Here is a 17768-nt window from a genome sequence, read left to right on the forward strand (position 1 = left end):
TACTGTAAAAATTAAAAGTAAATTTACGGAAAAAGTTTAGATTTTGATCTTAAATTAATGACAAAAATCGATTTCCGTCAGGAAGCAGGCTGATGTTTATGACAGAATGCGCTTCCGGAATGAGACTCGGGATTTTTTCCGCCCATTCGATAAAACACCAATTGCCGGAATACAGATATTCGTCGGCTCCCATGTCCAAGGCTTCCACTTCTTTGTTCAACCTGTAAAAATCAAAATGGTAAACCGTTTGATTGTCATTTGTTTGGTATTCGTTAACTAAAGAAAAAGTAGGACTGCTGGTCATGTCGTTTACGCCAAGCGTTTTGGCCAAAATTTTGATCAAAGTCGTTTTTCCAACACCCATTTCTCCGTGAAAAAGGATGACTTTATTCGGATTTTGTTCCAAAATTTGTTGGGCAACTGCTTCGAGTTGGTCTAAAGAAAAGTTGATTTCCATAAAATTTAAGGGTTCAGCATTCAGTGTCCAGATTTTCTGCAAACTGCAAACTGATTACTATTTATTTTGGGTTAAAAATCAAGAACGGAATAATCATTTCTTCCAAAGAAATGCCGCCGTGTTGATACGTATTTTTATAATAACTCACATAATGATTGTAGTTGTTGACATAAGCCAAAAACAAATCATTTTTTGCAAAAATATAAGAACTACTCATATTTATGGTAGGCAAACCAATATTTTTTGGCTCTTTCACGGCATAAACATCTTTGTGTTCGAAGGTCAAACTGCGTCCTGTTTTGTATCTCAAATTAAGGCTGGTGTTTTTGTCACCCACTACTTTCGAAGGATTTTTCACGTTGATGGTGCCGTGATCGGTGGTTAAAATCAATTTGAAACCCAGTTTTTGCGCCTGTTGAATGATTTCCAAAAGTGGCGAGTTCTTGAACCAGCTCAAAGTCAACGAGCGATAGGCTTTGTCGTCGGAAGCGAGTTCTTTGACCACGTCCATTTCGGTCTTGGCGTGCGAAAGCATGTCCACAAAATTGTAAACCACCGTCACCAAGTCGTTGTTTTTTAAAGCCTTGAAACCTTCTGCCAGTTTTTTTCCTCCGGCTAGATTGGTGATTTTAAAATAATCTTCCTTGATGTTCAAACCCAATCGTTTCAATTGAGCGGTCAAAAATTCGGCTTCATACAGGTTTTTTCCGCCTTCTTCGGGGTCGTTTTTCCAGTATTGGGGGAATTGTTTTTCCATTTCGAGCGGCATCAAACCCGAAAAAATGGCATTTCTGGCATATTGCGTTGCTGTAGGCAAAATGGAGAAATAAGGAACTTCTTTTTCCAGTTTATAATGATTGCCCACCACGTTTTCGAACGCTTTCCATTGGTCGTAACGCAAATTGTCAATCACGACAAACAAAATAGGCTTGTCTTTTTTCTTCAATTCCGGAACCACCAATTCTTTGAACAAAGTGTTTGATTGTATGGGTTTAGCTTCGCTCCGTTCGGCTTTGCCTCGGGTATCCGCTTTTGGAGCAAACCAGTCTTCATAATTACGCTCGATAAATTTCCCGAATTGCGAATTGGCTTCCGTCTTTTGCGATTCCAATATTTCAACCATTCCTTGGTCATCGATGTTTTCGAGTTCCAATTCCCAGAAAATCAATTTCTTGTACAATTCCACCCAATCTTCATAGGAATTGACCATCGCCATTTCCATCGAAATTTTGCGGAATTCCTTCTGGTAATCCAGGGTGGTTTTTTGCGAAATCAATCGCGAATGATCCAGATTCTTTTTCAAACTCAACAAAATCTGGTTGGGATTCACGGGTTTTATCAAATAATCGGCAATTTTGGAGCCAATGGCTTCCTCCATGATGTATTCTTCCTCGCTCTTGGTAATCATGATCATCGGGATAGAGGATTTCTTTTCCTTCATTTCCGAAAGTGTTTCCAAGCCGCTCATTCCGGGCATGTTCTCGTCCAGAAATACAATGTCAAAATTGGTGTTTTCAAAAATATCAATCGCGTCACGCCCGTTGTTGCAGGTGGTGACACTGTAATTTTTCTTTTCCAGAAATAAAATATGCGGTTTCAAATAATCGATTTCGTCATCGACCCAAAGTATTTTTATCGTATCCATAGTTTAGTATAAGGTATTCAAAAGTAATAAATCATTATGCCAAATTACTTTTTTTAAAACGAGAATTGGCCAATGAGATGATAATTTAATACTTTTTTAAGGTATTGGGTTTAGATATGTCATTGCGAGGAACGAGGCAATCACATAGCGAGAGCAACAAATACAATAGCTTTAATCCCTAATACAAAAAGAGAACAATGAACTTGTCTATTTTCTTGAAAACAAGGGTTTGTAAGTAGGAAAAATAAATTAAATTTTCAATGTTTTGTAGGAATTATTTAATACATTTGGAAAGAAATTAAATATAATGCAGTAATTATATTATGTAAATTATTTGATTTACACAATTATAATAATTAATTTAAAATTTAAATGAAAAAAATATTCTTTCTATTATTGTTGGGCTCATTATTTTCTTGCTCTAGTGAAACTGATAAAATTATAATTTCAAGCACGAAATATGTAACCAAAGCATATCCAGAAAAAGCAAGAATATGGGATACTATTACAATTGAAGGAAATTATCTTAAAAGTATTTCGCAAATTAGAATTAACAATAGGTTTGTTGTCCCTATAGAACAGCAAGAAAACTCAATTAAATTTGTAATACCTCCTACAATACACAATCAAAAAGTAAATGTCGAAGTTTTAATTGGACTAAGTCCTGTGGGTAGATTTTCTCTGGATTTAATTGGTACCTTCCCATTGGAAACTAATTTTCTTGTTAGTGATGAAAATTTACGTTGTATTAAAATGGTAAGTAAAGATATTGCATTTGTCATAGCTGATTCTAAATTATGCAAAACTATTGATGGTGGATACAATTGGACGTTAATAAAAGATTTTAAGGAAAGTAATTTGTCATCAATATTTTTTATAAATGAAAATCAAGGATGGGTTGCAACTTATAGGAATTCCGAGAATATAGTTCATTACACAAATGATGGTGGTAAATCTTTTAATCCTGTTTTTGAAAAAACCATTGTTAGTCAATATATTAAAGAAATTTATTTTTCATCACCAAATAGAGGTTATCTACTTACATCAAATGGCAGGATATATGAAACCAATGACAATTCTAATTTTGATTTAAAATATGAATTTCCTAATAGTGGAAACATTAGACCTCCAATGTTTTCATATTTAAGTGTATTCAATAATACATTAATTGCATCTTCTTATGAAGCATTTACAATAATTAAAAAAAAGAATAACTTTTTCGATTATACTTCTTTCAATAAAGAGGTAACAAATATCCAATTAATTGATGAAAATCAAGCTTACGCAATTATAGGTAATCAATTATATTTCACGGAAGACATCAATACAAATTGGAATAAAACAAGTGATAAATTAATAGGAAACTTCTATTTTATCAGTAAAAATAATGGTATTGGTACATTCTCAAACCCAATCAATAATTATGAAATGATATTACAAACTTATGATGGTGGAAAAAACTGGACTAATAAATTTACGTTTGCAGATCGTCAAAATAGTCAAGATATTGATTTTTATGAAAATGTGGGATTAATTGTTGGAATGAGAGGGCATATTTGGAAGCATATTTATGAATAAGCTATTTATAGTAAAAAACATGAATGACAGCAATTCTTCTTATTCGATTATAAAGGTTCTTATGCACAATAGTTTATACCTCGATATCTGCATTTTATAAAAATGGATGTTTTTAAAAGTTGACAAATACTTCTTAAAAATAAATGGTAGTAATCACTCGCTTAACGAAAACAGAATTGTATCAATGGACTTAAAAAAGCATTACGACATCCTTTACAAAGAATCAATCGAAAAGATTGTTGCCGATACCTACCACATCGAACATGAAATCGATTCGCCTTCAGACCATCGATTTGGCTTGACGTTGCTAATTCGCCCCGACAGTCAAACCAAAAACAGGATTCAGGCTTTCTTGAACGAACTGAAAGAAATAGATCCCGACCAATATTACTATCCCGATTCCGATATCCACATCACGGTACTGTCCATTATTTCGTGTTATGACGGATTTGATTTGGCCACGATTTCATTACCGGATTATGTAGCTGTTATAGAAAAAAGTCTCGTGGGCATTCACGACCTGGAAATCAATTTTCAAGGGATAACGGCTTCACCTTCGGCAATAATGCTGCAAGGTTTTCCCAATACCAATTCCCTAAACGATTTAAGAAACAAACTCAGGGTAAACTTTAAAGAATCAGGATTGGAAGAAAGCATCGACAAACGCTATGCCATCCAGACCGCACATTCCACCGTGGCACGATTTCGAAAACCAATTGAAAACAAAGAAAAACTAATTGCCATTTTGGAAAAACACCGTGATTTCAATTTTGGAAAGGTCAAAGTCGAAAGCTGTTATTTGGTTTACAATGATTGGTATCAAAGGGAAAAATGGGTCAAGGAACTAAAGGAATTCAAACTGGGATAGCAGTAAATTTTTAGCCACGAATTGCACGAATAAACACAAATTACAATGTGTTTTTTAATTACACAAATTCTTGAAAACAGAAAAATTCGTGTAATTCAACTTCAAATTTGATAAAAATTAGCGATAATTGGTGCAATTCGTGGCGGAAACTTTTAAATACGAATTCCTTGCAGATTTATTTCCAATATTTTCAGCCAGATTAAATTTCATTATATTTGTTTCCCAAAAAGAAAATTATAGTGAGCGAAATCAACAAGCTAAAAATATTCAATGATCCCATTTACGGGTTTATCACCATACCTAATGCCTTAATTTACGATTTAGTCCAGCATCCTTATTTTCAGCGATTGCGACGCATTTCCCAAATGGGATTGTCCTATTTGGTCTATCCCGGTGCGCATCATACCCGTTTTCATCACGCTTTGGGCTGTATGCACATCATGCAAAAAGCCGTAGATGTTTTGCGTTTCAAGGGGGTTGAAATTTCTCCAGAAGAAGAAAACGCCTTGTACATTGCCATTTTGTTGCACGATATTGGTCACGGACCTTTTTCGCACGCCATGGAAAAAAGCATTGTCGAAGACGTGCATCACGAAGCCATTTCGTTGTTGTTCATGAACCAGTTGAACTTGGAATTTGGAGGCAAACTCAGTTTGGCCATCCAGGTTTTCAAAGGGGAATACCACAGAAAATTTATGTTGCAACTCATTTCCAGCCAACTCGACATGGATCGAATGGATTACTTGAAACGCGACAGTTTTTACTCGGGCGTGGCCGAAGGAAATGTCAATTCCGAACGATTGATCCAGATGATGAACGTGGTGGACGACGTTTTGGTCATTGAAGAAAAAGGCATTTATTCGGTAGAAAAATTCCTGATGTCCAGACGATTGATGTATTGGCAAGCGTATTTGCACAAAACCAGTTTGGTGGCCGAGTTGATTTTGATGAAAGTCTTGAAACGAGCCAAAGAATTGACCCAAAAAGGAATTGTTTTGCCCTGCAGCGAACCCTTGCTGTTCTTTATGCAAAACAAAATCACCACGGAAACATTCACCAGCGAAAACTTGGATTTATTTTCTCAATTGGATGATTTTGACATTATTAGTGCCTTGAAATCTTGGCAAAAGCAGGATGATTTCATCTTGTCTTCTTTAAGCAAAATGATCATCAACCGCGATTTGTTGAAAATAAAATTAACCGAAGAAAAACCTTCTGCCGAAGAATTGAACGTAATGAAAGAACGTTTTGCCTTGGAAAACAACATCAACTTGGCAGAAACCAATTATTTTATTTTCAAGGGCAAAATAAAAAATCAAGCGTATAGCAAAGAAGCCGAACCGATACGGATTTTGAAAAAAGACAAAACAATTGAAGATGTCGTCGATGTCTCTGACCAATTGAATTTGAAGACTTTATCTAAATCGGTGACCAAATATTACATATGTTTCCCAAAACAACTTGTATAAAAAAGAACATTTAAAGTCTATTTTTTATATTTTTGTCGCGATGAAACGAACCAGTACATTTTTTTTGAAAATAACCAACACCTTTTATAGAGAGTTCCATCTTATTCCTATGAAAAATATAATCCAATAAGATGAAATTTACAGCAGAACAAATAGCGGGAGTTTTAGGAGGAGAAGTCGTTGGCAATCCTAAAGCCGAAGTGTATAAATTATCCAAAATAGAAGAAGGCACCGAGGGTTCCATCAGTTTTTTGGCCAACCCAAAATACCAGCCTTACATTTATACCACCCACGCTACCATAACTATAGTAAACACCACTTTCGTTCCAGAAGGAGAACTGACCACGACATTGATAAAAGTTGAAGATGCGTACATGTCTTTCACGAAATTATTGGAATTTTACGATCAAGCCAAAAAAGCAAACAAATCAGGAATTGAACAACCTTCAGTTCTGCCGGAAAGTGTAAAATATGGCGCCAATTTATATTTGGGCAGCTTTTGTTACATTGGAGAAAACGTGGTTTTGGGCGAAAACGTAAAAATATATCCCAACAGTTTTGTGGGCGATAATTCTGTAATTGGCGATAATGTCACTATTTTTGCCGGCGCAAAAGTATATTCGGAAACCTTGATTGGCAACAATTGTACCATTCATTCCGGTGCCATTATTGGAGCAGACGGTTTTGGTTTTGCACCAAATGCCGACGGAACATTTTCCAAGATTCCCCAAATAGGAAACGTTATTATTGAAGATGACGTGGAAATAGGGGCAAACACGACGATAGACAGGGCCACGATGGGTTCGACCATCATAAGAAAAGGCGTGAAGTTGGACAATCAAATCCAGGTGGGCCACAATGTGGAAATAGGCGAAAACACCGTAATTGCCGCACAAACCGGAATTGCCGGTTCCACAAAAATTGGCAAGAACGGAATGATTGGCGGTCAAGTAGGGATTGTCGGCCATTTGACATTAGGCAATAATGTCAGGATCCAAGCCCAATCAGGAGTTGCCCGCAACATAAAAGACGACGAAGTCTTGCAGGGAAGTCCAACATTTGGATACAATGATTTTAGTAAATCATATGTTCATTTCAAGAATTTGCCAAAAATCGTTACAGAATTAGAAGAATTAAAAAAAGAAATATTAAACCAAAAAAATGGAAACAATGGTTAAACAGAAGACCATCAATACAGAAATTTCACTAACTGGAGTTGGATTACACACAGGAAAAGAGGTTAAAATGACTTTTAAACCTGCGCCAATCAATAATGGTTTTACCTTTGTCAGACTAGATCTAGAAGGACATCCTGTTATTGAAGCTGATGCAAATTATGTGGTAAATACCCAAAGAGGAACCAACTTGGAAAAACTGGGTGTCAAAATTCAAACACCGGAACACGTTTTGGCTGCATTGGTTGGTTGCGATTTAGACAATGTTATCATTGAATTGGATGCTTCGGAACTTCCTATTTTGGATGGTTCATCTAAATACTTCGTGGAGGCAATCGAAAAAGTGGGTGTTCTGGAACAAGAAGCAAAAAGAAAAGTATATGTCGTAAAAGAAGTCATTTCATTTACGGACGAGGAAACAGGAAGTGAAATCATGGTTATGCCCAGCGACAGCTACAGCGTGACGGCAATGGTTGATTTTGGTACCAAAGTATTGGGAACACAAAATGCCACGATGAAAAATATCTCCGAGTTCAAAACGGAAATAGCCCAATCGAGAACTTTCAGCTTTTTGCATGAACTGGAATCCCTTTTGGAAAATGGATTGATAAAAGGTGGCGATTTGAACAATGCCATCGTATATGTCGACAAAGAAATTTCCGAAAAAACAATGAACAGCCTTAAAACAGCTTTTGGAAAAGACGAAATAACCGTTAAACCAAACGGTATCTTGGACAACCTGAACTTGCATTATCCCAACGAGGCCGCCAGACACAAATTGCTGGATGTAGTTGGAGATTTATCCTTGATTGGAACCAGAATACAAGGAAAAGTAATTGCCAACAAACCGGGTCATTTTGTAAACACGCAGTTTGCCAAAAAGATGGCTAAAATCATAAAAATCGAACAAAGAAATTATGTTCCTGTTTATGATTTGAACCAAGAGCCTTTGATGGATATCCATAAAATCATGTCGGTTTTGCCACACAGACCTCCATTCTTGTTCATTGACAGAATCATAGAAATGTCCGACAGTCATATCGTTGGTTTGAAAAACGTTACGATGAACGAAGGCTTTTTTGTGGGGCATTTTCCTGGAGCTCCAGTAATGCCTGGTGTCATCATTGTGGAAGCCATGGCGCAAACTGGTGGAATATTGGTATTGAGCACCGTTCCAGACCCAGAAAATTATTTGACTTATTTCATGAAAATTGACAATGTAAAATTCAAGCATAAAGTATTGCCTGGTGACACCCTGACTTTCAAATGTGATTTGATTACTCCAATCAGAAGAGGAATTTGCCACATGCAAGCCAATGCTTACGCCAATGGCAGACTCGTTGCCGAAGCAGAATTGATGGCTCAAATAGCTAGAAAACAATAATTTTTGTTGATTTGGTTAATCGTTAGTTCGATTAATCGATTAAACAGTTAAACGATTAAACTAAACACATGAATCAACCCTTAGCATATGTTCATCCCGGTGCAAAAATTGCAAAAAACGTTGTAATTGAACCTTTTACAACAATTCACAATAATGTTGTCATAGGTGACGGAACATGGATAGGTTCAAATGTAACCATAATGGAAGGCGCAAGAATTGGGAAAAATTGCAATATTTTTCCAGGTGCAGTAATTTCTGCCGTTCCACAAGATTTAAAATTTGGTGGAGAAGATTCTTTGGCAATTATTGGAGACAATTGTACCATACGCGAATGTGTAACCATCAACAGGGGAACAATTGCATCAGGTCAAACCTTGATAGGCAACAATTGCCTTATTATGGCGGCGGCACATATTGCACACGATTGTCATGTGGGTGACAATGCCATTATTGTAAACGGTGTACTTTTGGGAGGACATGTAACCATCGGGAATTATGCCATTATTGGAGGATTGTCGGCAGTTCACCAATTTATCAGTGTGGGTGACCACGCCATGATTTCAGGAGGTTCCTTGTTGAGAAAAGATGTTCCACCTTATACAAAAGCGGCAAAAGAGCCTTTGTCATTTGTTGGAATAAATTCAGTTGGATTAAGAAGACGTGGATTCACGCCTGAAAAAATCAGGGAAATTCAAGACATCTATAGAATTCTGTATCAAAAAAATTACAATACCACCCAAGCAATAGGCATCATCGAAGCTGAAATGGAGGCCACTCCAGAACGTGACGAGATATTGGATTTCATCAGGAATTCATCAAGAGGAATCATGAAAGGATATTCCGGGAATTCATAATCCCAATAACATACAATTAACGAATTAACAAATAAAATAAATGGCATCAACATCAGACATCAAAAACGGATTGTGTATCAAATACAATAACGATATTTATAAAATTATCGAATTTCTTCACGTTAAACCGGGAAAAGGCCCAGCTTTCGTTAGAACCAAATTGAAAAGCTTGTCTAATGGAAAAGTATTGGACAACACTTTTTCGGCAGGACACAAAATAGAGGAAGTGCGTGTGGAAAACCATAAATTCCAATTTTTATATCCAGAAGGTGACGAATTTCATTTTATGAACGTGGAGTCTTTTGAACAAATATCATTAAACAAAAATGTATTGGATTCACCAGATTTATTGAAAGAAGGCGAAAGTGTCATGATTGCCATCAACACGGAAACTGACTTGCCACTTTCTGTGGACATGCCGGCTTCCGTGGTTCTTGAAGTAACTTATGCCGAACCGGGAGTGAAAGGAAACACGGCCACGAATGCAACTAAATCAGCCACGGTTGAAACTGGAGCAACAGTAAATGTTCCGTTGTTTATCAACGAAGGCGACAAAATCAAAATTGACACAACCTCCGGAAATTACATGGAACGCGTAAAGGAATAAATAATTTCTAGTTTAAAAAAGGTTATACGTATAGATGAACGTATAACCTTTTTTAATTATACCCTAAAATAAAATGAAATTTCCCAAAATAAATACACTACAAGAAATTGCCGCAATTCTGGATTGTGAGTTTGTTGGTGATGCCAACTTTCCTGTTTCTGGAATGAACGAAATTCACGTGGTAGAACCGGGTGACATTGTTTTTGTAGATCATCCAAAATATTACGACAAAGCCTTGAACTCGGCGGCAACCACCATTTTGATAAACAAAAATGTGGAATGTCCCGAAGGAAAAGCCTTGTTGATTTCTGATGATCCGTTTAGGGATTTCAATGTCTTGACGAGACATTTCAAACCTTTCCAATTCGCAAATGTTGCCATTTCGGCTTCCGCCAAAGTAGGGGAAGGGACAACAATCCAACCCAATTCTTTTATAGGAAACCACGTTGTCATCGGAAAAAATTGCTTGATTCACTCGAATGTTTCCATATACGACCATACGGTTATTGGCGACAACGTGATTATTCACGCCGGAACCATTCTTGGAGCTGACGCTTTTTACTATAAAAAAAGACCAGAAGGTTACGACCAATTAATTTCAGGAGGAAGAGTGGTTATCAAGGACAATGTTGGCATTGGCGCACTTTGCACAATCGACAAAGGAGTTACGGGCGATACAACCATTGGCGAAGGCACAAAATTAGACAATCAAGTCCATGTGGGTCACGACACCGTAATTGGAAAAAAATGCTTGATTGCTTCACAAACCGGCATTGCAGGTTGTGTAATAATCGAAGACGAAGTCACTATTTGGGGACAAGTAGGAACCACAAGCGGCATAACCATAGGCGAAAAAGCGGTAATCTTGGGTCAAACTGGTGTCACAAAATCGGTTGAAGGCGGTAAAAGTTATTTTGGTACGCCAATAGAGGAATCTCGCGAAAAACTGAAACAATTGGCCAATGTTAAAAAGATTCCCGTAATCTTGGAAAAATTAAAAAGCTTGTAAAATGACATAAACTGTTAGATAATAAGCAAAGTAATCAAGGCTTACCAATTAAGAATCAATAAAATTTTCAATATGAACCCAAAAGATATTGTACTCGATTTTTACAAATCTGATGTTTTCTTGAACAAGAAAATAGTAAGTGAGTTGCTACATCCAGAAGTCACTATCGACTGGAATAGCAGTCAAGGTTTTATCCAAATGAATTTTGATGATACCATGGAACTTATGGATCAAATGGCAAAAGCTTATATTCGATCCAAGATTAGAATAAGTCATATTCTTCAAGAAGACAACTTGGTTTCATTGCGTTTTTCCCATTTTGTGAAGACATTTGAAAACCCGCGAGAAGACATGTTGCTGGGGAATTTTTTCGTTATTTGGGAAATAAAGGAAAATAAATTATTTCGAGGATATCAAATGAGCCAATTATAACAATTTAGTTTCAAAATACTAAAAAATCAATACGGTTTACTGTATACTATTTTATACTTTTGCAACACAAATTTAAAAAACCACAAAAAAAATATATCATGAGCGTTTTAGTCAATAAAGATTCCAAAATTATTGTTCAAGGATTTACAGGTAGCGAAGGAACATTCCACGCATCTCAAATGATTGAATATGGTACAAATGTAGTTGGTGGTGTTACTCCAGGAAAAGGTGGTTCAACACATTTAGATCGTCCAGTTTTCAATACGGTTAAAGATGCAGTAGATCAAGCAGGTGCTGACACTACAATCATTTTTGTACCACCGGCTTTTGCTGCCGATGCAATCATGGAAGCTGCCGATGCAGGTATCAAAGTTATCATTGCCATCACTGAAGGAATTCCAGTTGCCGACATGATTAAGGCAAATAATTATGTTAAAGAAAGAAATTCTAGATTAATAGGACCAAACTGTCCAGGTGTTATTACTCCAGGAGAGGCAAAAGTTGGTATTATGCCAGGTTTTGTTTTCAAAAAAGGAACCGTTGGAATTGTTTCTAAATCAGGAACTTTAACTTACGAAGCTGCTGACCAAGTAGTAAAACAAGGATTGGGAATCACGACAGCAATCGGAATTGGTGGAGATCCAATCATTGGAACTACAACTAAAGAAGCTGTTGAATTGTTGATGAACGATCCAGAAACAGAATGTATCGTGATGATTGGAGAAATTGGAGGTCAATTGGAAGCCGATGCTGCCAAATGGATCAAAGCTGATGGAAACCGCAAACCAGTAGTTGGATTCATCGCGGGTGAAACTGCTCCAAAAGGAAGAACAATGGGTCATGCAGGTGCAATTGTTGGTGGTGCCGACGATACAGCTGAAGCCAAAAAACGCATCATGAGAGAATGTGGAATCCACGTTGTCGACTCTCCTGCAGAGATTGGAAAAAAAGTAAAAGAAGTTTTAGGATAAGCCTAAAGATTCTTTAAATCATAAGAACAAAAAAAGTCTCAATATCGTGTTGAGACTTTTTTCTATTTTTAAAGTTAATAAAAATCACGTTGTGCCTTGGTGCCATGTGGCAAATAAATAAAAATAAAATGTACAAAGAATTAAAAAAAATTAAAGTTCAAAACCAATTCAGTTTTTCAGTTGATGATAGTTTAGAAGAAGTTTGCAATGCATCAGAAACTGGAAGCGGAATTTTCCTTGTTTACGCAGTTGAAGGCGAAGAGAAAGAATTGATTATGGTAGGTTCTACGGGAACAATCCAAAATGACGGAACTTTGAAAAGCAAAAATGGTGGTTTGTTCGACAAAATCGTAAACGGACACCAATTTGCAAAAACAGGAAGAAAATATTCTTGGCCAGCACAAATGAAGTTGGAAAATATCGCCAGATTGGAAGTGTCTTGGTACGAAACTTTCAACGAGAAAAATAAAGTAATCCCAACTTTCTTGGAAGGACAAATTTTACAAAATTTCTTGGACGAAAACGCCAAGTTGCCAAGATGGAATGTGGCTTTTTAAATTTCAAACCATAAAATAATTAAAATGCCCACATAATTCGTAGGGCATTTTTTTTGGCACCAACTACATTATACCTATATTTGAAACTCAAAATAATAATAATAAACTTATACCTTAATATGAAATTACTCGAAGGAAAAGTAGCCATCATCACTGGCGCAAGTCGCGGAATCGGAAGAGGAATCGCGGAAGTTTTTGCTAAAAACGGTGCCAATGTGGCGTTTACCTATAGTTCGTCTGTAGAATCTGCTTTGGCATTGGAAAATGAATTGAATGCTTTGGGAGTAAAAGCGAAAGGATACCAATCAAATGCTGCCGATTTTAATGAAGCACAAACCTTGGTTGATGCTGTTTTGGCCGAATTTGGAACGATTGACATCTTGATCAATAACGCTGGAATTACCAAAGACAACTTGTTGATGCGTATGTCGGAAGCTGATTTTGACCAAGTAATTGACGTGAATTTGAAATCGGTTTTCAATATGACAAAAGCCATTCAAAAAACTTTCTTGAAACAACGCGCTGGTTCCATCATTAATATTAGTTCTGTTGTTGGAGTTTCTGGAAATGCAGGTCAAACCAACTATGCAGCGTCTAAAGCTGGTGCGATTGGATTTACAAAATCAGTGGCATTGGAATTAGGTTCTCGCAACATTCGTTGCAACGCCATTGCTCCTGGATTCATCGAAACTGAAATGACGGCGAAATTAAGCGAAGATGTGGTGAAAGGATGGAGAGATGGTATTCCTTTGAAACGTGGAGGAACTGCTGAAGATGTTGCCAATGCCTGTCTTTTCTTGGCTTCAGACATGAGCACTTACGTTACTGGACAAGTCTTGAATGTTTGCGGAGGAATGCTTACTTAAAAAAGTAGGCCGTATCCAGTTTTCAGTAATCAGCTGAAACATTGAATACTAATTACTGAAACTAAAAAAATATGACTACAAACACGATTCTATTATTATTCCTTTCTTTACTAATAGCAGGTGGTTTGTCGTTTTTTCAATATTTTTATAAAGCCAAAACCAAGTCGAAAGTGAACTTGGTTTTGGCTTTTTTGCGTTTTTTATCCATTTTTGGAATATTGTTGTTGTTGATTAATCCAATAATGAGTCGAAAAACGCTGGAAACCATCAAAACCCCATTGCCAATCGTGGTGGATAATTCAAGTTCCATTCTTGATTTGAAATCCAAAGAAACTTCATTGGAATTGTATAAAAAACTTGTCCAAAACAAAGAGTTGCAGGATAAATTTGATGTCCAATCCTATCAATTTGACAATGAATTTCAACAATCGGAAGAGTTTGATTTCAAGGGAACTCAAACCAATTTGGATGAAGTTGCCAAAAGCCTGAAAAGCATCTATAAAAACACCACTTTTCCAACGGTTTTGATTACCGATGGAAACCAAACTTCGGGCAATGATTATGTATATTCTTTTGATGCTAACAACGCCGTTTATCCTTTGGTTGTTGGAGATACAACGACATTTTTGGATTTGAAAGTAAGTCAGTTGAATGTCAATAAATATGCATTTCACAAGAATAAATTTCCTGTGGAAGTATTTTTGAACTATTCCGGAAACAAAAATGTAACTGCCGATTTTCGGATTTCCCAGGGGAATTCGGTTTTGAGCAAACAAAGTGTTTCTTTTTCACCATCCAAAAAATCGATAGTTTTAAACGTGTTGCTTCCTGCAGACAAAGTAGGATTACAAGTTTTTAAAGCCTCGATTTCATCCAACGAAAAAGAAAAAAACGGGTACAACAACACCAAAAATTTTGCAGTTGAAATCATAGATCAAAAAACCAATATAGCCATTGTTTCAACAATTGAACATCCAGATCTTGGCGCTTTGAAGCGTGCCATTGAAACTAATGCACAACGAAAAGTAATCATAGTTAAACCAAATTCAATCAGTTCATTACAAGATTACAACATTTTAATTTTGTACCAGCCCACAAATGAATTTAAGTCTGTTTTTGAGAACAATAAATTAGCTGGAATTAACACATTTATTGTCACGGGAAACAACACTGATTTCAATTTTTTGAACCAGCAACAAAGCAATTTGGTTTTCAAAATGAGTGGACAAAAAGAAGATTATTTAGCCGAATTCAATTCGCAGTTCAACCTTTTTGCAATTGATGATATAGGCTTTGAAAATTTTGCTCCTTTGCAAAATGCTTTTGGATCGGTAACCACAAACGGAACTATTTCGACTTTGCTTACGTCCAAAATCAGGAATATAGAAACCAATGCTCCTTTATTGGCTTTTGCCGAAAATCAAGGCAAACGTTCCGCTTTTTTATTGGGAGAAAATATCTGGAAATGGCGATTGCAAAGTCATGTCGACAATCAGTCTTTCGAAAAATTTGATGTTTTCATGGACAAAATTGTTCAATTTTTGGCTTCGAATGATTCCAAGAAATCATTGGTTGTAAATCACGAAAGTTTTTATAATTCTGGGGAAGCAATAGAAATTTTGGCGTCTTATTTCAATAAAAACTACGAATTCGACGAAAAAGCACGTTTGACTATTTCGGTAACCAATACGAAAACAAAGCAAACCAAAAATTACGATTTGTTGAAAGGGAATAATTCCTTTAAAGTCAATTTGGACGGGCTTTCGGCAGGAGGATATAATTTTTCGGTAAAAGAATTAAATTCTAAAACAAGCTATTCCGGCCATTTTGAAATCCTGGATTTTGACATCGAAAAACAATTCGTCAATCCCGATGTGGAAAAATTGAACCAATTGGCAACTCAAACAAAAGGCAAAGTTTATCTCCCGAATCAAGTAGACACCTTGATTAAATCACTTTTGGAAAACGAAAATTACAAAGCCGTCCAAAAAGAAATTATTGACAAAACTCCATTAATTGATTGGGTTTGGCTGTTGGTTTTACTGGCAATTACTTTGGCTTCGGAGTGGTTTTTGAGAAAATACAACGGAATGCTTTAAATGATTAATTTTTATAAAATAAATTTTGGTTGAATAAAATAGATAAAACTCGGGACAATACCACTTTTCCATTATTTGAAAAAAACAGCGCCTTGCAAAAAATATTTTTTGTTTTATTATTGGTTGTTAGTGCTTTATTTTCAATTTCACCACCCACGGCTTTGTTGTTGGGATTGGTTGTTGCGAATCTTTCTGGTCATCCTTTTTTACCATTTAATCACATTGCCATTCGTTATTTGCTCCAAATATCAGTTGTAGGATTAGGTTTCGGGATGAGTGTCACAAGTGCTTTGGCAATTGGTTCAACCAGTTTTACATTTACTTTTATATCCATAGTAACTACAATTGGTGTCGGATATTTATTGGGTAAATGGTTGTCAATCGAAAAGAAAACATCACACCTGATTGCCTGTGGAACGGCCATTTGTGGTGGAAGTGCCATTGCAGCAATTGCCCCCATAATCAAGTCTGACGAGAAGCAAACCTCGGTTGCATTAGGGGTAATTTTTATCTTGAATTCAATAGCTCTTTTTTTGTTCCCAATGATCGGTCATTGGTTAAATTTGACACAACAGGATTTTGGATTGTGGTGCGCCATAGCCATTCACGACACAAGTTCAGTAGTTGGTGCAGCAAATAAATATGGAAGTGAAGCATTACAAATTGCCACAACCGTAAAATTGGCTAGAGCTTTGTGGATTATTCCCATTGCACTAATTACAACCTTTGTATTTAAAAGTAAAACCGGCAAAATTAAAATCCCTTATTTTATTGGATTGTTTATTTTGGCAATGCTCATCAATACTTATATTCCGCAAGTGTCTGCTTATTCGCCAAGTATTGTGGCTGTTGCCAAAGTTGGACTAACACTTACTTTGTTTCTAATTGGTTCCGGACTCAACTTCAATACTTTACGATCCGTTGGGTTTAAACCATTGTTTCAAGGAATACTGCTTTGGTTTTTTATTGCAACTGCATCCTTGGCTGGCATCGTGTATCTCAATTAGAAAAATTATCGGTATTGAAATTTTTTTCTTTTAATTAGATGGAATTTTAGACGCATAAAATCATACCATTGTGCAATCAAAAGAAAAAATGCGGCCATGAAAAGTGTTTTTACTTCAAGGAATTGATAGATGATTCCGCCGGAAAAACATCCCATAAAAAAGAAAAATATAATTGATAATCGCAAATAGATGCTGGTCTTTAATCTTTTTACTTCTTCTGGTTTTTTATGAAAAAACAATTTGGATAATTCAATCCCCAAATCAGTAAAAAGTCCCGTCAAATGGGTCGTTCGAACGGTTGAATTTGAAATGTTCGTTACCAAGGAATTTTGTATTCCCATTGCAAAAAGCATAAAAAAAGCGGTTAATTTACCTTCAATAGACACTAAACCCGAACTTGTCCCGAGAACGCCGACACCTATCAAAATCAGTATTTCTAACGTAATGGGAAATAAATGGGAAAGCTGTGGATTTCTTGTGGAAATCAATTCCTCCAAAAAACTGGAAAGAAAGGAACCCAACAGAAAAAAAAGAGTAAAAACAAGAAAGGTAATTGCGGTGGCATAATCGTGTTTCATTATTTCTTCGGCAAAAAAGGCAAAATGACCCGTTACGTTTGTTGTCAAAGTTTTCAAAGCCAAAACCCCCGTAATATTTACTAATCCTGCAACAAATGACAGCAAGGTTGCCAATCTCAAATTATGTGCAAAAGTCCTGTTTTTTCCTTTGTGACGAAACATGATTATTTATTTCACGGATTCAGGCTTTTTATGTGGTCTGAAATACGTTT

17 protein-coding genes are annotated in these 17768 nt (G+C 36.2%); 14 read left to right on the forward strand and 3 right to left on the reverse strand.

What is annotated here, in order from left to right:
• Positions 1 to 49 precede the first annotated feature (49 nt).
• Complete coding sequence (gene tsaE, locus BUC16_RS13790) at positions 50 to 457, reverse strand: tRNA (adenosine(37)-N6)-threonylcarbamoyltransferase complex ATPase subunit type 1 TsaE (RefSeq protein WP_073371462.1); 408 nt, start codon at positions 455 to 457, stop codon at positions 50 to 52.
• Between the two features lie 61 nt (positions 458 to 518).
• On the reverse strand, positions 519 to 2102 hold the full coding sequence (gene porX / locus BUC16_RS13795; protein ID WP_073371378.1) for a T9SS response regulator signal transducer PorX: 1584 nt from the start codon (positions 2100 to 2102) through the stop codon (positions 519 to 521).
• A 372-nt stretch (positions 2103 to 2474) separates the two neighbouring features.
• On the opposite strand from porX, the gene BUC16_RS13800 reads away from it, so the two are divergent.
• The 14 genes from BUC16_RS13800 to BUC16_RS13865 all read left to right on the forward strand — a co-directional run bounded on the left by BUC16_RS13800 (position 2475) and on the right by BUC16_RS13865 (position 16978).
• A complete protein-coding gene (locus BUC16_RS13800; protein ID WP_073371379.1) occupies positions 2475 to 3680 on the forward strand; it encodes an IPT/TIG domain-containing protein in 1206 nt (401 codons plus the stop codon).
• Positions 3681 to 3864: 184 nt separating this feature from the next.
• Positions 3865 to 4548, forward strand: a complete 684-nt coding sequence (locus BUC16_RS13805) for a 2'-5' RNA ligase family protein (protein ID WP_073371463.1) — start codon at positions 3865 to 3867, stop codon at positions 4546 to 4548.
• Positions 4549 to 4787: 239 nt separating this feature from the next.
• Positions 4788 to 6017 (forward strand): HD domain-containing protein, encoded by a 1230-nt coding sequence (locus BUC16_RS13810; protein WP_073371464.1) that lies wholly within the window; start codon positions 4788 to 4790, stop codon positions 6015 to 6017.
• A 131-nt stretch (positions 6018 to 6148) separates the two neighbouring features.
• Positions 6149 to 7195, forward strand: a complete 1047-nt coding sequence (gene lpxD, locus BUC16_RS13815) for a UDP-3-O-(3-hydroxymyristoyl)glucosamine N-acyltransferase (protein WP_073371380.1) — start codon at positions 6149 to 6151, stop codon at positions 7193 to 7195.
• On the forward strand, positions 7188 to 8576 hold the full coding sequence (locus BUC16_RS13820) for a bifunctional UDP-3-O-[3-hydroxymyristoyl] N-acetylglucosamine deacetylase/3-hydroxyacyl-ACP dehydratase (RefSeq protein ID WP_073371465.1): 1389 nt from the start codon (positions 7188 to 7190) through the stop codon (positions 8574 to 8576). The genes lpxD and BUC16_RS13820 overlap by 8 nt, the downstream gene beginning before the upstream one ends.
• Positions 8577 to 8644: 68 nt before the next feature.
• A complete protein-coding gene (lpxA, locus tag BUC16_RS13825; protein WP_073371381.1) occupies positions 8645 to 9430 on the forward strand; it encodes an acyl-ACP--UDP-N-acetylglucosamine O-acyltransferase in 786 nt (261 codons plus the stop codon).
• A 40-nt stretch (positions 9431 to 9470) separates the two neighbouring features.
• Positions 9471 to 10037 (forward strand): elongation factor P, encoded by a 567-nt coding sequence (efp, locus tag BUC16_RS13830; RefSeq protein ID WP_073371382.1) that lies wholly within the window; start codon positions 9471 to 9473, stop codon positions 10035 to 10037.
• A gap of 73 nt (positions 10038 to 10110) precedes the next feature.
• Positions 10111 to 11046 (forward strand): UDP-3-O-(3-hydroxymyristoyl)glucosamine N-acyltransferase, encoded by a 936-nt coding sequence (locus BUC16_RS13835; RefSeq protein WP_073371383.1) that lies wholly within the window; start codon positions 10111 to 10113, stop codon positions 11044 to 11046.
• Between the two features lie 72 nt (positions 11047 to 11118).
• Entirely contained in the window at positions 11119 to 11478 is a 360-nt protein-coding gene (locus BUC16_RS13840; RefSeq protein WP_073371384.1) for a hypothetical protein, read from the forward strand.
• A gap of 98 nt (positions 11479 to 11576) precedes the next feature.
• Positions 11577 to 12449: a succinate--CoA ligase subunit alpha gene (gene sucD / locus BUC16_RS13845; protein ID WP_073371385.1), complete on the forward strand. Its 873-nt coding sequence runs from the start codon at positions 11577 to 11579 to the stop codon at positions 12447 to 12449.
• Positions 12450 to 12577: 128 nt separating this feature from the next.
• Positions 12578 to 13006, forward strand: coding sequence for a hypothetical protein (locus tag BUC16_RS13850; RefSeq protein ID WP_073371466.1), 429 nt, complete (start codon positions 12578 to 12580; stop codon positions 13004 to 13006).
• A 119-nt stretch (positions 13007 to 13125) separates the two neighbouring features.
• The gene (gene fabG, locus BUC16_RS13855) at positions 13126 to 13872 is read left to right on the forward strand and encodes a 3-oxoacyl-[acyl-carrier-protein] reductase (protein WP_073371386.1); all 747 of its coding nucleotides are present in this window, start codon (positions 13126 to 13128) and stop codon (positions 13870 to 13872) included.
• A gap of 71 nt (positions 13873 to 13943) precedes the next feature.
• Entirely contained in the window at positions 13944 to 15971 is a 2028-nt protein-coding gene (locus tag BUC16_RS13860; RefSeq protein WP_073371387.1) for a hypothetical protein, read from the forward strand.
• 38 nt (positions 15972 to 16009) lie between these two features.
• Positions 16010 to 16978, forward strand: a complete 969-nt coding sequence (locus BUC16_RS13865; protein ID WP_073371467.1) for a YeiH family protein — start codon at positions 16010 to 16012, stop codon at positions 16976 to 16978.
• 5 nt (positions 16979 to 16983) lie between these two features.
• Here the strand turns inward: BUC16_RS13865 and BUC16_RS13870 are convergent, their stop codons facing one another.
• Entirely contained in the window at positions 16984 to 17718 is a 735-nt protein-coding gene (locus BUC16_RS13870; protein ID WP_073371388.1) for a YoaK family protein, read from the reverse strand.
• Between the last annotated feature and the right edge of the window lie 50 nt (positions 17719 to 17768).

It is taken from the genome of Flavobacterium fluvii (assembly GCF_900129545.1).
GTDB lineage: Bacteria > Bacteroidota > Bacteroidia > Flavobacteriales > Flavobacteriaceae > Flavobacterium > Flavobacterium fluvii.

Excerpts from the sequence above, each read along its gene's own strand:
- tsaE (WP_073371462.1), bottom strand. The coding sequence starts at position 457 with ATGGAAATCAACTTTTCTTTAGACCAACTCGAAGCAGTTGCCCAACAA.
- porX (WP_073371378.1), bottom strand. The coding sequence starts at position 2,102 with ATGGATACGATAAAAATACTTTGGGTCGATGACGAAATCGATTATTTG.
- BUC16_RS13800 (WP_073371379.1), top strand. The coding sequence starts at position 2,475 with ATGAAAAAAATATTCTTTCTATTATTGTTGGGCTCATTATTTTCTTGC.
- BUC16_RS13805 (WP_073371463.1), top strand. The coding sequence starts at position 3,865 with ATGGACTTAAAAAAGCATTACGACATCCTTTACAAAGAATCAATCGAA.
- lpxD (WP_073371380.1), top strand. The coding sequence starts at position 6,149 with ATGAAATTTACAGCAGAACAAATAGCGGGAGTTTTAGGAGGAGAAGTC.
- BUC16_RS13820 (WP_073371465.1), top strand. The coding sequence starts at position 7,188 with ATGGTTAAACAGAAGACCATCAATACAGAAATTTCACTAACTGGAGTT.
- lpxA (WP_073371381.1), top strand. The coding sequence starts at position 8,645 with ATGAATCAACCCTTAGCATATGTTCATCCCGGTGCAAAAATTGCAAAA.
- efp (WP_073371382.1), top strand. The coding sequence starts at position 9,471 with ATGGCATCAACATCAGACATCAAAAACGGATTGTGTATCAAATACAAT.
- BUC16_RS13835 (WP_073371383.1), top strand. The coding sequence starts at position 10,111 with ATGAAATTTCCCAAAATAAATACACTACAAGAAATTGCCGCAATTCTG.
- BUC16_RS13840 (WP_073371384.1), top strand. The coding sequence starts at position 11,119 with ATGAACCCAAAAGATATTGTACTCGATTTTTACAAATCTGATGTTTTC.
- sucD (WP_073371385.1), top strand. The coding sequence starts at position 11,577 with ATGAGCGTTTTAGTCAATAAAGATTCCAAAATTATTGTTCAAGGATTT.
- BUC16_RS13850 (WP_073371466.1), top strand. The coding sequence starts at position 12,578 with ATGTACAAAGAATTAAAAAAAATTAAAGTTCAAAACCAATTCAGTTTT.
- fabG (WP_073371386.1), top strand. The coding sequence starts at position 13,126 with ATGAAATTACTCGAAGGAAAAGTAGCCATCATCACTGGCGCAAGTCGC.
- BUC16_RS13860 (WP_073371387.1), top strand. The coding sequence starts at position 13,944 with ATGACTACAAACACGATTCTATTATTATTCCTTTCTTTACTAATAGCA.
- BUC16_RS13870 (WP_073371388.1), bottom strand. The coding sequence starts at position 17,718 with ATGTTTCGTCACAAAGGAAAAAACAGGACTTTTGCACATAATTTGAGA.